This is a genomic window from Phyllobacterium sp. K27 (genome assembly GCF_054796155.1).
In genome coordinates, this window is record NZ_CM139240.1 from 595,355 (window position 1) to 609,221 (window position 13,867).

A 13,867-nucleotide genomic window follows, 5' to 3' on the forward strand; every position below is an offset into this window, starting at 1 on the left:
AACCGCATTAAAACCCTTCTAAATTGGCTTTATCAGCCTTTCGGCCCTGCCCGCCTTTCTGTCATCCCTGCGGCGTGGCTTTTCTCATTGGGGACGCTATGAGCAAAACAAATTTGCATGCAAACCGGCCTTTGTCGCCTCACTTGCAAATCTATAAACCAATCCCGACCATGGTCATGTCCATTGTCCACCGCATTACCGGCTGTGCGCTCTATTTCGGCACATTGCTGGTTGCATGGTGGTTGATCGCAACCGCGACAAGCGAGCAGCAGTTCGATATTGTTTCCATGGTCTACGGTTCCTGGATCGGCCTTCTAGTGCTCGTGGGATACACCTGGGCGCTTATCCACCACATGATTGGCGGCATCCGCCATCTGATCTGGGATACCGGGCGTGGACTGGAAAAAGACACGACGACCAAAATGGCATGGGCGTCGCTCATTGCATCCATTCTGTTGACGATCCTTGTCTGGGTCGCCGTATTCACACTGGGTTGAGGAGCTTTAGCAATGGCTGATATGCGCACGCCGCTTGCCAAAGTTCGCGGATTGGGTTCCGCGAAAGAAGGCACCGAACATTTCTGGCGTCAAAGACTGACAGCAGTCGCAAACATTCCGCTGATGCTGTTCTTCATCGGGCTGATCGTGTCTCTGCATGGGGCGAGCTTTGAGGAAACACGTGCAGCACTCTCCCATCCGCTGACGGCACTGGTTCTCATTCTGGTGCTTTTGTCCGGCCTTTACCATATGCGTCTTGGAATGCAGGTGGTCATTGAGGATTACGTGCATGGTGAAGGCGCAAAGCTCGCCTGCATCATGCTCAATACCTTCTTCACAATCGCAGTCGGTGTTGTGTCTCTCTTTGCGATCCTCAAGCTGAGTTTCGGAGTTTAAGCTCGATTATGGCAACTACAGAAAACAAAGCTGCAAAGCCTTATACGTTCATTGATCACAAGTTCGATGTGGTCGTCGTCGGTGCTGGCGGCGCCGGTCTTCGTGCCACGCTTGGCATGGCCGAACAGGGCTTGAAAACAGCCTGCATCACCAAGGTTTTCCCGACCCGCTCCCATACGGTTGCGGCGCAGGGCGGCATTGCAGCCTCGCTCAGCAATATGGGCGCCGATTCCTGGCAGTGGCATATGTTCGATACGGTCAAGGGATCTGACTGGCTCGGCGATACCGATGCGATGGAATATCTGGCCCGCGAAGCACCTGCTGCGGTTTATGAGCTTGAGCATTATGGCGTGCCATTCTCCCGCACAGAAGAAGGCAAGATTTATCAGCGCCCGTTTGGCGGCCATATGATGAATTATGGCGATGGACCGCCTGTGCAGCGCACATGCGCCGCGGCAGACCGCACCGGCCATGCCATCCTGCACACGCTTTATGGCCAGTCCCTGCGCCACAATGCGCAGTTCTTCATCGAATATTTCGCGCTTGATCTCATTCAGGACGAAGACGGCACGATTACCGGCGTTGTTGCCTGGAACCTGGATGACGGTACAATCCACCGCTTTGCCGCCAAGATGGTGGTCATGGCGACAGGTGGCTATGGCCGCTCCTATTTCTCCGCCACCTCGGCGCATACGTGCACCGGCGATGGCGGCGGCATGGTCGCCCGCGCCGGATTGCCTTTGCAGGACATGGAGTTTGTCCAGTTTCACCCGACCGGCATTTATGGCGCCGGCTGCCTGATTACTGAAGGTGCACGCGGCGAGGGTGGCTATCTGGTCAACTCCGAAGGCGAGCGTTTCATGGAGCGCTATGCGCCGTCCGCCAAGGACCTTGCTTCTCGTGACGTGGTTTCCCGCTGCATGACGCTGGAAATTCGTGAAGGTCGCGGCGTTGGCAAGAACAAGGATCACATCTTCCTGCATCTGGATCATCTTGATCCTGCGGTTTTGCATGAACGCCTGCCGGGCATCTCTGAGTCTGCGAAGATTTTCGCGGGTGTCGACCTGACACGCGAACCCATCCCGGTTCTGCCGACGGTTCACTACAATATGGGCGGCATTCCGACCAATTATTGGGGCGAAGCGCTCAATCCGACACCAGAAAACCCTGATCGTATCCAGCCCGGCCTGATGGCTGTGGGTGAAGCGGGTTGCGCCTCCGTGCATGGTGCCAATCGCCTCGGTTCCAATTCGCTGATCGATCTGGTTGTATTTGGCCGCGCTGCTGCCATTCGCGCTGGTCAGGTGATCGATCGCAATTCGAAAATTCCGGAAATCAACGAGGCTTCGGTCACGAAGATCATGGACCGCTTTGATCGTCTGCGTCATGCCAATGGCGGAACGCCAACGGCTGTGCTGCGCGAGAAAATGCAGAAGACCATGCAGGAAGATGCGGCGGTATTCCGCACATCGGACTCGCTGAAGTCCGGTGTGACCCGCATGGAGAAAATCTGGACTGAGTTGCCTGATGTCAAGGTCACCGACAGGTCGATGATCTGGAATTCCGATCTGGTGGAAACGCTGGAGCTGGAAAACCTCATGGCCAACGCCTTGACCACGGTCGTTGCTGCGGAAGCCCGCAAGGAAAGCCGCGGCGCCCATGCGCATGAAGATTTTCCAAACCGCGATGATGTCAACTGGCGCAAGCACAGCCTCGCTTGGCTGACGCCGGAGGGCAAAGTGACGCTCGGCTATCGTCCTGTCCATCTTGACCCGCTGGTCAAGGAAGAGGATGGCGGCATCAGCCTCGCCAAGATCGCGCCAAAAGCGCGCGTGTACTAAGGGAATCAGAGCATTATGGTTGAACTTGCACTTCCCAAAAACTCAAAGATGCAGCCCGGCAAGACCTGGGAGCGTCCGGCAGGTGCCAATAATCTGCGCGAATACCGTATTTACCGCTGGTCGCCGGATGATGGCGAGAATCCACGCATCGATACCTATTATGTCGATCTGGATGATTGCGGGCCGATGGTTCTTGATGGCCTATTGTGGATCAAGAACAAGATCGATCCAACGCTGACCCTGCGCCGCTCCTGCCGCGAAGGCATTTGCGGCTCATGCGCGATGAATATTGACGGCACCAATACCCTCGCCTGCACCAAGGGTATGGATGAGATCAAGGGTGCAGTAAAAATCTATCCGCTGCCGCATTTGCCAGTGGTCAAGGATCTGGTGCCGGACCTGTCGAATTTCTATGCCCAGCATCGCTCGATTGAGCCTTGGCTGAAAACAGTCTCACCGGAGCCTGCGAAGGAATGGCTGCAAAGCCATGAAGATCGCGCCAAGCTGGACGGACTTTACGAGTGTATCCTATGCGCATGCTGCTCGACATCATGCCCGAGCTATTGGTGGAATGGCGACCGCTATCTCGGCCCTGCTGTCCTCCTGCAAGCCTATCGCTGGCTGATCGACAGCCGTGACGAGGCGACAGGCGAGCGTCTCGACAATCTGGAAGACCCATTCCGGCTTTACCGCTGCCACACGATCATGAACTGCGCGCAAACTTGCCCCAAGGGTCTGAACCCTGCCAAGGCAATTGCCGAAATCAAGAAGATGATGGTGGAGCGCCGGGTTTGATCTGACTCACTGGTGCTGTGTCCCAAAGAAAAAGCCCACCTGTTATGATGGGCTTTTTGGGTGCTTTGAATCGAGTTGGCTCAAGCCAACTTAGCGTCCAGCGTTACTTCAATTGCGCCGAGCGCTTTTGAGAGCGGGCAGGTTGCCTTGGCCTGATCGGCGAGCTTGGCGAATGTATCCGCATCAATGCCGGGAACATCGCCGACGAGCGTCAATGCGCTTTTTGTGATCTCAAAGCCACCGCCCGCCGCAGGGGTGACGGAAACAACGGCCTTGGCGTCGAGCTTGGTTGCCGGTGTGCCGTTCTCGGCCAGAAAATGTGAAAGCTGCATGGCAAAGCAGCCTGCATGGGCAGCAGCCAGCAACTCTTCCGGGTTGGTGCCTGATTTGCCGCTTTCGTCCTCGAAGCGCGCCTTAAAATTATAGGGAAGAGCCTTCAGAGCACCACTTTGCGTGTTGAGCGTGCCTTTGCCGTTCTTCAGCGCGCCCTGCCAAATTGCTGTTGCTTGTCTGTCCATGAGTGTCTCTCCCTCGTTAAGATGTGTATCGGTCGTACGTCCATTAACGTGTAATACCTATCAGTGTTCCGTATCAAATCCATGGCAGCCCTACCTTGGCATAATATACAAACGGATATCCCTTCTCTAGAACGGAAAAATCAAAATGGGGCCTTGTTAATGCATATTCTTCTGGCTTTGCTCGGGATTGTCGGGGGCGGTCTTTTCTGGTGGTACCGGATGCGGACCTTGGGTGACGCAGCAAGTGAAGTAATTGATACTGCCGGAAAGGCGCGTGGCTATTTGCGCCGTAGAAAGATCCGCATCCAGCATGAACATTCGCCTTTGACGGCTATTGAGGATCCCGTTCTTGCGGCAGCGACGGTCATTTTCGCGATTGTTTCAGAAGATATGCTGATAAGCGACAATCATTATGAAGCGGTTCGGAATGCGATTGCCGGTATTAGTGATCCCGCCAAGGCAGATGAGGCCGTGATCTATGCAAAGTGGGCATCAAGCCAGATTGATGATGCAGTCACTGTCATCGAAAAAACCGCGCCGCTTTTGCGGCAGAGGTTAAACGATATGGAAAAGCTTGAATTGATTGGTATGGTGGGCAAAGCTGCTGCTGCTGTCACCGTTCCTCCCACTTACGGCCAGCGTGTGAAAAAGCTCAAGCAAAAGCTTGGTCTTGAAATCGACTGATCAATCCAGATAGGAAACTTCCCTTGAAACTGAAGAAACTTGGCCGGACGGATATTAACGTCACGGAAATCTGCCTCGGTACCATGACCTGGGGCGTACAGAACACGGAAGCCGATGCCCACAACCAGATCGACTATGCTCTGGATGCCGGCGTCAATTTCATGGATACGGCGGAAGTTTATGCAGTTCCGTCCAGCCCCGAAACCTATGGCAAAACCGAATCCTATATTGGCAGCTGGTTCAAGAAGACCGGCAAGCGCGATCGCTTTGTCCTGGCGACAAAGATTTCAGGTGGTGGCAATAGTTGGATACGTGAAGGCAACAAGCCCAGCCGCGCAAGCGTCCGCGAAGCGGTAGAGGGCAGCTTGAGACGGCTGCAAACAGATTATATTGATCTCTATCAGGTGCATTATGCAGCACGCGGGCATTATCATTTCGGTACGGCCTGGAAATTTGCGCCGCATACCCAAAACCAGACAGAGGTTCTTGACCAGATTGAAGACGCGCTGCTTGGTCTTGGCGATATGGTCAATGAAGGTAAGATCAGGCAGATCGGGCTTTCGAATGAAACGGCTTGGGGTATCGGTCAATGGCTGAAGCTGGCCGAGCGCAGCGATCTGCCGCGTGTTGTCTCCGTGCAGAACGAATACAGCCTGATCCAGCGCGTGTTCGATCTCGACCTTGCTGAACTCAGCCATCATGAAGATGTTGGACTGCTTGCCTACTCGGCTCTGGCTTCGGGCGTGCTCACCGGCAAATATCTGGATGGAAAAGTTCCGGCTGGTACGCGCGGCGCGATCCAGACAGGTGGCCTCTGGCGCAACAATGAATATTCTGAGCCAGCGGTGCGTGCCTATGTGGAACTGGCAAAAAAACACGGCCTTGATGTTTCGCAAATGGCCATTGCTTTCGCGCTCACCCGGCCATTCATGACCTCCGTGATTATCGGTGCAACTTCAATGGATCACCTGAAGACGGACATAGCCGCGGCCGATCTTGTGCTTTCGCCGGAAGTTCTGGCTGAAATCGAGGCGATCTACCGGCGATTCCCGCGCCCGCTTTAGTCCGGGATTCAAGCTATCGATGCAACTCCCTCAGGTGCGTGGTTCGACGGGGCTCACCATGAGGAAGGTACTGGGTTGCACACCGGTCGCTAACCTTGCAGAAAGTTGGTCCTGCAAACAACAACCTTCCTCATGGTGAGCCCCCGTCGAACCACGCATAATGCTTTTGCCATCCTGAGCCGGTCAAGGGCGAACCACGCACAGCATTTTTGCAATGAGTACTAAATCGGCTGCCCCTGCAACAATTTGGGGGCGGTAGGCGACAATCCCGCGGCTTGACGGATGAAGTATCCTTTGAGCCGCGGCATGCGCTCAACCAGGCCAAGACCAAAATCACGCAAGGCCCGCACGGGCATATTGTCATTGGAGAACAACCGGTTGAGCACGTCAGTCGTCACGCCCATCTGCACGGTGTCGAAACGGCGCCATGTCTGATAGCGCTCCAGCACTGCGGTAGAGCCAATGTCGAGGCCGAGCCGGTCCGCATCAACGATCGTTTCGGCAAGGGCGGCCGCATCCTTGAAGCCGAGATTGAGTCCCTGACCGGCGATGGGATGGATGCCATGGGCCGCGTCGCCGACAAGCGCGAAACGGGGCTTGATGAAATCCCGTGCCAGCGTCAGGCTCAGCGGGAAAGCTTTGCGTGGGCCTTCCACACGCAATTCGCCAAGCTTCAGTCCGAAGCGTTGTTCAAGTTCTGCATCAAATACAAACTCATCTTCCTTGACGAGGCGGTCGGCATCGGCAGTCCGTTCTGTCCAGACCAGCGACGAACGATTGCCTTTCAGCGGCAGAATGGCGAAGGGACCGGCAGGCAGGAAGTGCTCTTCCGCGCGGCCATCATGCGGGCGCTCATGGGCGACGGTGCAGACAATGCCAGACTGACCGTAGTCCCAATTGACTGTCTTGATACCTGCCATGTCGCGCAGGCGTGATTTCACGCCATCGGCAGCAATCAGCAACCGGGCCTGCAGGGATTTTTCATCGCCGTAGCGCACCGTCAGACCGTTGTCGCCTTGATCAAAGCCATGAACCGGCGCACCTTCGATAATTACAATGCCGAGTTCGTCTGCCTTTTTCCTCAGCGAAGCATTGAGAAGGCGATTCTCCACCATATGCGCAAATGGTTCGCCAGGTTCAATTTCACCATCGAAGGTCAGGAATACGGGTCGCACCGGATCGGCGGTGCGCGAATCGGTAACGATCATTTCGTTGATCGGTTGAGCATCCGGCAGGATGCTCTGCCAGCATCCGAGCCTGTCCAGCATGCGGCTCGCCGCTGCCGCGATGGCCGAAGCACGCGTATCATTGCGCCAGACGCCGGCAGGCGCAGCATCAATGATGGTTACGCCCAGATGCGGCGCTGACGACTTCAGTGCAACTGCACTCGCCATGCCGACATAGCCTGCTCCGGCGATAATAATGTCTGTGCGGGTTGCGTCCATGATTGCCTCCGGATGGTGAATGCTTGACTTGTCGGGCTGTTCCTGTTGCAAGCGATGAAACAGACGAACTGGAGATGTCCGCTCATGTCCGAAGCACCCAAGTCAACAGCTATGACCGAGCTTTTGTCCATACTCGACCTTGAGACGCTTGAACACAACCTGTTTCGAGGTCGCAGCCCCCAAGTCGGTTGGCAGCGGGTTTTTGGCGGTCAGGTCATCGGGCAGGCACTTGTTGCGGCGCAGCGGACAGTGGACCCGCTCCGCCATGTGCATTCCCTGCACGGTTATTTCATGCGGGCGGGCGATCCCAAAGTGCCGATCATTTATGAGGTTGACCGCATTCGCGATGGTTCAAGTTTCACGACCCGTCGCGTCGTTGCCATCCAGCATGGCCATGCCATCTTTTCTCTGGAAGCCTCGTTCCAGATTGATGAAGAGGGGCTGGAGCACCAAAAACCCAAGCCATTGGATCTTCCCGAGCCGGAAAATCTCATTTCCGATAAGGATATGAAAGAACAGTATCTGCAGAATGCGCCCAAGATCATCCGGCAATATTGGGAGCAGGATCGGCCCATTGAGATCAAGCCGCTTTCGCTTCGGCATTATCTGACCCGCGATAAGCTCCCACCCGAGCAAAGCGTCTGGATAAAGGCCACCGGACCCGTGCCGGAGGATCGCGCTATACAGGCTGCGGTTCTTGCCTATCTTTCAGACATGACCTTGCTCGATACGTCGCTTTATGCCCATGGCCGCAATATTTTTGATCGGGATTTGCAGGTCGCCAGCCTCGATCACGCCATGTGGTTTCACCGGCCTTTCAGTTTCGATGACTGGATGCTTTATACCGCCGATAGTCCGAACACATCAGGCGCACGGGGCTTCAATCGTGGCGCACTTTATAGCCGTGACGGCACTTTAATCGCCTCCACTGCGCAGGAAGGCCTAATTCGTGTGCATAGTACAAGGTAAACCCCCGTTGCCTTGTTTTTGTCGCCTAAATTTTAGGCACATTGCTGTGTTGCATCGGCACTACAAGCAGGACTTAAAAAATATCTTTTTGATTTCAGTATATTAGAAGTATTTTTCGAATCTGGCACGGAACTTGAATACTCCTGAGCAGTCACCAATGGCCGACATGGCCTGAGGCGATGGGTTCAACGCGGTTGCTGAGAGTTCAGATAATTCCATCTGAGGGGCACCGCGCAAAGCGCAGGGGTATAGTCAATGAAAATTGTGATGGCCATCATCAAGCCGTTCAAGTTGGACGAGGTGCGCGAAGCACTCACCGCTGTCGGCATTCAGGGCCTGACCGTCACTGAGGTGAAGGGTTACGGCCGCCAGAAGGGACACACCGAGATTTATCGCGGCGCGGAATATGCCGTCAGCTTTCTTCCCAAATTGAAAGTGGAAGTGGCTGTCGCATCGGATCTCGTCGATACCGCCGTCGAGGCCATCACTGCCGCCGCCAAGACCGGCCAGATCGGTGACGGCAAGATTTTCGTTCTCAGCATCGAACAGGCAGTCCGTATCCGCACGGGCGAGACCGACACCGAAGCGCTGTAAGTTATTGGGGTTCAAGGAGAGCATAATGAAAATTCCAAATAGTTTAACCAAAGCGGCAGGCAGCTCCCTTCTGGGCGCGCTGGCATTGACCGCATTTGGCTCGCTGGCCGCTTTTGCGCAGGAAGCAGCCCCGGCTGCCCCTGAAGCTGCAGCCGCAGCAGTAGCAACAATCAATAAGGGTGATACTGCCTGGATGATGGTTGCGACCATCCTCGTCCTGTTCATGATTCTTCCAGGTCTCGCGCTGTTCTATGGCGGCCTGGTTCGCGCCAAGAACGTTCTTTCCGTGCTCATGCAGTGCACCGGCATCACAGCCGTCGTCATGGTCATCTGGGTGGTCTATGGTTACTCCTTCGCGTTTGGCGGCAGCACCAGCCCTTATTGGGGCGGTCTGGGTAAGCTTTTCCTTGCCGGTGTTACGCCTGACTCTGCCGCTGCCACCTTCACGGATGGCGTTGAGATTCCGGAACTGGTTTTCATCTGCTTCCAGATGACATTTGCCTGCATCACCCCGGCGCTTATCGTCGGTGCCTTTGCCGAGCGGATCAAGTTCTCGGCGACCATCCTGTTCGTTGCGCTTTGGGTCACCTTTGTTTACTTCCCGATTGCCCATATGGTCTGGGATGCAAATGGTCTGATCTTCAACTGGGGCGCTCTTGATTTTGCCGGTGGTACCGTCGTTCATATCAATGCGGGTATTGCAGGTCTGGTCGGTGCCATCGTCATCGGCAAGCGTGCAGGTCTTGGCCGCGATATGATGGCTCCACACTCCATGCCGCTCACCATGATCGGCGCTGCGATTCTGTGGGTTGGCTGGTTCGGCTTCAATGCCGGTTCGGCACTTGAAGCCAATGGCACAGCAGCGCTTGCCATGATCAATACCTTCACTGCAACAGCAGGTGCCATTATCGCTTGGGTTGCCATTGAAGCACTCGCACGCAAGACAGCATCCATGCTCGGTGCAGCATCAGGTATCGTTGCAGGTCTGGTTGCGGTTACGCCAGCTGCGGGCACAGTGGGGCCGGTCGGTGCGATCTTCCTCGGCGCCATTGCCAGTGCGATCTGCTACTACATGGTCGCCGTGGTCAAGCCGAAGCTCGGTTATGATGACAGCCTCGATGTGTTCGGCGTGCATGGCATTGGCGGTATTGTTGGTGCTATCGGCACAGGTATCTTCACCAGTGCGGCGCTCGGCGGTACGGGTTTCGCCGATGACGTGACAATGGGTGGCCAGGTTTTTGTGCAGATCAAGGCAGTTGCCCTGACCATCGTATGGAGCGGTGTCGGTTCTTTCATCCTCTTCAAGATTGTGGATGTGCTTGTTGGCCTGCGTCCAACCGCCGAGAACGAATCTATCGGTCTCGACCTCACCTCCCACGGCGAAGCTGCCTACCACAATTGATAGCTTCTCGTTCCTGAATTGCGAAAGGCCCGGTTTTCCGGGCCTTTTGTTTGTACAAAGCCGTATTGCATTTTAATACGACACAACTATATTTATCTTACTAAAAGTCTATCGATAGGTATAAGGTAAGAAATGGCGGACACGGCAACTCTTTCGACAAAATTCCAGATATCGATTCCAAAGGCCGTCCGAATCCAACAGCAATGGCATGCCGGTCAGGAATTCGTCTTTTTACCGAAAGGAAAAGGCGTTCTCGTGATGCCGGTTCCCGAATTTGACGATCTGAGGGGATTGGCAAAGAACGCTAACGCGCAAAATTACCGCGACAGGAAAGACAGACACTGATGCAACTTGTAGACACATCGGTGTGGATCGAGTGGTTGGTAGACAGTCCTTTGGCGGCCAAACTGGTCGGAAAATTTCCGGACCGGAGCGAGTGCATTGTGCCAACTCTGGTTCAACACGAACTGGCAAAATGGCTTTTGCGGGAGAAGGGGGAGGATGCTGCCGACGATATTATCGCCTATACTCAAAAGTGCATTGTCACACCTTTGGATACATCAACCGCACTTGAAGCTGCGGAGCTTTGCCGCGAGCATAAATTGGCAACTGCCGATGCAATTATCTACGCTACGGCGCTTCGACATAACGCGACTTTGCTTACATGCGATGCACATTTTAACGGATTGCCCAGTGTAATATACATGGCGAAGAACAGCGTTTAGAGCAAAATTTGCTCCATCATTTATCGCTTGCACCGCAAAATCGATTGCACCATCCGCCCATGGTTAATAGCCCCTTAACCATCCACCCCGTAAGTTTGGAATCAGCTCCGTGGCTTGCACAGCCGCCGAGCATAGATTCACGTGGGATCGGATTTCATGCGTCAAGGATATTCAGCCTCTTATGCCATCGATGACGATAGGACTGGCTTCTACAGCCTTTTCCGCAGGCAGATAAACATCCTGATCGGGCTGGCGATCCTTTGCCTCGTCGCGCTGGCCGTCGGCAGTCTGGCAACCTGGAATGTGCTTGATCCGAGCTTCAGTCACGCCACGTCCAATCCTACGCAGAATGCTCTTGGCTATGCCGGAGCAGTGTTTTCCGACCTTGGAATGCAGTTTTTCGGCCTGTCGACTGTGGTTGCATTAATGCCAGCCGTGTTCTGGGGTGGGCTATTCATGACGGGTCGCGGTGTTGACCGTATGGCCCGGCGCGCTGTTGCATGGTTCTGCGCGTCGCTGCTTGCAGCGGCCATGGCCGGATGTTTTGCCATACCGGAAAGCTGGCCAATGCCGATTGGTCTTGGCGGTGTTCTGGGTGACATGGTTCTCAAAATTCCTGCCATTTTCACGGGCACCTTTCCACGCGGTGGCCTTGCCATGATATTGGTCGGCGTATTGGCAGTTCCCACTTTATGGATATTTGCCTTCGCCAGCGGTCTTACCTATCGCGGCAGCGAGCCTGCCATTGCCAAAAAGACCACCCGTCATGTGGCCGAAGCGGACGACTTCGATGATGACGAGGATGAGGATGATGAACGCGAAGGCGGGGGGCTGCTTGCGCTCGGTGCCGTTACACATTTCTTCTACAGCACACGCGCCTTGTTCCGCCGTCTTTCCGGCAGAAGCGCTGGAATCTACAACAGTGCGCGCAGTCTTGGCTCTCACCATGATGATGGTTTTGATGACATTCCGGTGTCCCGTCAAAAGGCCAGCAATGGTGGCGAGCGTCGCGAACCAGGTTTTTATGGCGCATCGCCGCAAATTGAAGCTCCGTCCATTGAAATCGACAATGATGACTTTGACCGTCAAGGGGACCGCTTTGATCCCGTAGCTTTCAGCGATGAAGATGAGGCCGTCGATGACTGGGCACCGCAGGCAGCGCCCGCCCGCCCGGCAGCAAAACCTGCAACCCGTGTTGCAACGCCCGCTCCGGCTCCCAGGACAGGCGCGCGTATTCAGCGTGAAGCGCAGGCTTCACTTATCAAGTCCGATGGTTTCGAAATGCCACCGCTGCATTTCCTTAGCGAACCGAAGAATGTGGTGCGCAATCCCAGCCTTTCCAAAGAAGCCTTGGAACAGAATGCACGGCTCCTTGAAGGTGTTCTGGAGGATTTCGGCGTGCGTGGTGAGATCATCCATGTCCGGCCGGGTCCAGTGGTCACACTTTATGAGCTGGAGCCAGCGCCCGGCATCAAATCCTCACGCGTCATCACGCTTGCCGATGATATTGCCCGCTCGATGAGCGCGATTGCGGCTCGCGTAGCCGTTGTTCCGGGCCGCAATGCCATTGGCATAGAGCTGCCAAACCAGACACGTGAAATGGTCTATCTGCGCGAACTGCTCGCCAGTCGCGATTTTGAGCAGACCAAAACCAAACTGGCGCTGGCGCTGGGCAAAACCATTAATGGCGAGCCGGTTATTGCCGATCTTGCCAAGATGCCACATTTGCTGGTGGCCGGTACAACAGGCTCGGGTAAATCTGTCGCCATTAACACGATGATCCTGTCACTGGTCTACCGGATGACGCCGGAACAATGCCGCTTGATCATGATTGATCCAAAGATGCTCGAACTTTCCATCTATGATGGTATTCCACATCTACTGACTCCGGTCGTTACCGATCCGAAGAAAGCCGTTGTCGCGCTCAAATGGACAGTCAAGGAGATGGAAGACCGCTATCGCAAAATGTCGAAAGTGGGCGTCCGCAATATTGACGGTTTCAATCAGCGCGTTGAGCAGGCCCGGCAGAAGGGTGAGCGCATTGCCCGCACGGTGCAAACCGGCTTTGATCGCGCCACCGGCGAAGCGGTCTACGAGACGGAAGAACTCGATCTGAACGCCATGCCCTATATTGTCGTCATCATCGACGAGATGGCCGACCTCATGATGGTTGCCGGTAAGGATATTGAAGGCGCAGTGCAGCGTCTGGCGCAGATGGCGCGTGCCGCCGGCATCCATGTGATCATGGCGACGCAGCGCCCGTCGGTGGATGTTATCACCGGCACGATCAAGGCGAACTTCCCGACACGCATTTCCTTCCAGGTTACCTCCAAGATCGACTCGCGTACTATTCTTGGCGAGCAGGGCGGTGAGCAATTGCTGGGTATGGGCGACATGCTCTACATGGCTGGTGGCGGGCGCATCCAGCGTGTGCACGGGCCTTTCGTTGGTGACGATGAAGTCGAAAAGATCGTTCAGCACCTCAAATTGCAGGGCGTACCGGAATATCTCGATTCGATCACCGAGGAAGATGATGAGGATGATAGTGGCGGCGGCCCCGCCGGGACCTCCAATCTGGAAGATTCCGATGATCCTTATGATCAGGCTGTCGCGGTCGTATTGCGTGATAAGAAGGCGTCGACCAGCTATATCCAGCGTCGTCTCGGCATTGGCTATAATCGTGCCGCTTCCATCATCGAGCGTATGGAAGAGGAAGGGCTTGTCGGTCCGGCCAACCACGCAGGCAAGCGTGAGATTCTTGTGCCGACACAGGATGATGATTTTTAAGACAGGCAAGAATACCTAAACGCCTGTATTTGTTTGGAAATTCAAACGTAACGTAACAGGCTGTTACGAGCGTTATTGGAAGTGGCTAAACCAATTCCTACATTGGAGTAACGTGGTTGTTACGTGACGACATTGTGGAACCGGATGACG

The 13,867-nt window shown here is 55.0% G+C and carries 14 protein-coding genes; 12 read left to right on the top strand and 2 right to left on the bottom strand.

Annotation, left to right across the window (positions count from 1 at the left end; translation table 11 throughout):
• Nucleotides 1–98: 98 nt before the first annotated feature.
• The 4 genes from sdhC to ACYJL1_RS02885 are packed head-to-tail and all read left to right on the top strand — an operon-like array spanning nt 99 to nt 3,529.
• Nucleotides 99–497, top strand: coding sequence for a succinate dehydrogenase, cytochrome b556 subunit (gene sdhC, locus ACYJL1_RS02870; RefSeq protein ID WP_460896941.1), 399 nt, complete (start codon nt 99–101; stop codon nt 495–497).
• 12 nt (nt 498–509) lie between these two features.
• A complete protein-coding gene (gene sdhD, locus ACYJL1_RS02875) occupies nt 510–893 on the top strand; it encodes a succinate dehydrogenase, hydrophobic membrane anchor protein (protein WP_122083213.1) in 384 nt (127 codons plus the stop codon).
• Between the two features lie 8 nt (nt 894–901).
• Entirely contained in the window at nt 902–2,734 is a 1,833-nt protein-coding gene (gene sdhA / locus ACYJL1_RS02880) for a succinate dehydrogenase flavoprotein subunit (RefSeq protein ID WP_460896942.1), read from the top strand.
• 15 nt (nt 2,735–2,749) lie between these two features.
• Nucleotides 2,750–3,529 (top strand): succinate dehydrogenase iron-sulfur subunit, encoded by a 780-nt coding sequence (locus tag ACYJL1_RS02885; RefSeq protein ID WP_115054414.1) that lies wholly within the window; start codon nt 2,750–2,752, stop codon nt 3,527–3,529.
• Between the two features lie 80 nt (nt 3,530–3,609).
• Here ACYJL1_RS02885 and ACYJL1_RS02890 read toward each other — a convergent pair whose 3' ends face one another.
• Complete coding sequence (locus tag ACYJL1_RS02890) at nt 3,610–4,047, bottom strand: OsmC family protein (RefSeq protein ID WP_460896943.1); 438 nt, start codon at nt 4,045–4,047, stop codon at nt 3,610–3,612.
• A 159-nt stretch (nt 4,048–4,206) separates the two neighbouring features.
• Between ACYJL1_RS02890 and ACYJL1_RS02895 the strand changes: the two genes are divergently transcribed.
• Together ACYJL1_RS02895 and ACYJL1_RS02900 are read left to right on the top strand one after the other, a co-directional pair.
• Complete coding sequence (locus ACYJL1_RS02895) at nt 4,207–4,731, top strand: hypothetical protein (RefSeq protein WP_460896944.1); 525 nt, start codon at nt 4,207–4,209, stop codon at nt 4,729–4,731.
• A gap of 23 nt (nt 4,732–4,754) precedes the next feature.
• Complete coding sequence (locus tag ACYJL1_RS02900; RefSeq protein ID WP_460896945.1) at nt 4,755–5,795, top strand: aldo/keto reductase; 1,041 nt, start codon at nt 4,755–4,757, stop codon at nt 5,793–5,795.
• A gap of 221 nt (nt 5,796–6,016) precedes the next feature.
• Here the strand turns inward: ACYJL1_RS02900 and ACYJL1_RS02905 are convergent, their stop codons facing one another.
• Nucleotides 6,017–7,240, bottom strand: a complete 1,224-nt coding sequence (locus ACYJL1_RS02905) for a ubiquinone biosynthesis hydroxylase (protein ID WP_460896946.1) — start codon at nt 7,238–7,240, stop codon at nt 6,017–6,019.
• An 84-nt stretch (nt 7,241–7,324) separates the two neighbouring features.
• Between ACYJL1_RS02905 and tesB the strand changes: the two genes are divergently transcribed.
• From tesB to ACYJL1_RS02935, 6 genes are all read left to right on the top strand, one after another.
• A complete protein-coding gene (tesB, locus tag ACYJL1_RS02910) occupies nt 7,325–8,209 on the top strand; it encodes an acyl-CoA thioesterase II (RefSeq protein ID WP_460896947.1) in 885 nt (294 codons plus the stop codon).
• 255 nt (nt 8,210–8,464) lie between these two features.
• Entirely contained in the window at nt 8,465–8,803 is a 339-nt protein-coding gene (locus ACYJL1_RS02915) for a P-II family nitrogen regulator (protein ID WP_008122182.1), read from the top strand.
• A gap of 25 nt (nt 8,804–8,828) precedes the next feature.
• Nucleotides 8,829–10,205, top strand: a complete 1,377-nt coding sequence (locus ACYJL1_RS02920) for an ammonium transporter (protein WP_460896948.1) — start codon at nt 8,829–8,831, stop codon at nt 10,203–10,205.
• A 132-nt stretch (nt 10,206–10,337) separates the two neighbouring features.
• The gene (locus tag ACYJL1_RS02925; RefSeq protein ID WP_460896949.1) at nt 10,338–10,550 is read left to right on the top strand and encodes an AbrB/MazE/SpoVT family DNA-binding domain-containing protein; all 213 of its coding nucleotides are present in this window, start codon (nt 10,338–10,340) and stop codon (nt 10,548–10,550) included.
• Nucleotides 10,550–10,930: a PIN domain-containing protein gene (locus ACYJL1_RS02930; protein ID WP_460896950.1), complete on the top strand. Its 381-nt coding sequence runs from the start codon at nt 10,550–10,552 to the stop codon at nt 10,928–10,930. The genes ACYJL1_RS02925 and ACYJL1_RS02930 overlap by 1 nt, the downstream gene beginning before the upstream one ends.
• 156 nt (nt 10,931–11,086) lie before the next feature.
• Entirely contained in the window at nt 11,087–13,717 is a 2,631-nt protein-coding gene (locus tag ACYJL1_RS02935) for a DNA translocase FtsK (RefSeq protein ID WP_460896951.1), read from the top strand.
• The last annotated feature ends 150 nt before the right edge of the window (nt 13,718–13,867 follow it).

Coding starts and splice junctions, on each gene's coding strand:
- sdhC (WP_460896941.1), top strand. CDS start 99: ATGAGCAAAACAAATTTGCATGCAAACCGGCCTTTGTCGCCTCACTTG.
- sdhD (WP_122083213.1), top strand. CDS start 510: ATGGCTGATATGCGCACGCCGCTTGCCAAAGTTCGCGGATTGGGTTCC.
- sdhA (WP_460896942.1), top strand. CDS start 902: ATGGCAACTACAGAAAACAAAGCTGCAAAGCCTTATACGTTCATTGAT.
- ACYJL1_RS02885 (WP_115054414.1), top strand. CDS start 2,750: ATGGTTGAACTTGCACTTCCCAAAAACTCAAAGATGCAGCCCGGCAAG.
- ACYJL1_RS02890 (WP_460896943.1), bottom strand. CDS start 4,047: ATGGACAGACAAGCAACAGCAATTTGGCAGGGCGCGCTGAAGAACGGC.
- ACYJL1_RS02895 (WP_460896944.1), top strand. CDS start 4,207: ATGCATATTCTTCTGGCTTTGCTCGGGATTGTCGGGGGCGGTCTTTTC.
- ACYJL1_RS02905 (WP_460896946.1), bottom strand. CDS start 7,240: ATGGACGCAACCCGCACAGACATTATTATCGCCGGAGCAGGCTATGTC.
- tesB (WP_460896947.1), top strand. CDS start 7,325: ATGTCCGAAGCACCCAAGTCAACAGCTATGACCGAGCTTTTGTCCATA.
- ACYJL1_RS02915 (WP_008122182.1), top strand. CDS start 8,465: ATGAAAATTGTGATGGCCATCATCAAGCCGTTCAAGTTGGACGAGGTG.
- ACYJL1_RS02920 (WP_460896948.1), top strand. CDS start 8,829: ATGAAAATTCCAAATAGTTTAACCAAAGCGGCAGGCAGCTCCCTTCTG.
- ACYJL1_RS02925 (WP_460896949.1), top strand. CDS start 10,338: ATGGCGGACACGGCAACTCTTTCGACAAAATTCCAGATATCGATTCCA.
- ACYJL1_RS02930 (WP_460896950.1), top strand. CDS start 10,550: ATGCAACTTGTAGACACATCGGTGTGGATCGAGTGGTTGGTAGACAGT.
- ACYJL1_RS02935 (WP_460896951.1), top strand. CDS start 11,087: ATGCGTCAAGGATATTCAGCCTCTTATGCCATCGATGACGATAGGACT.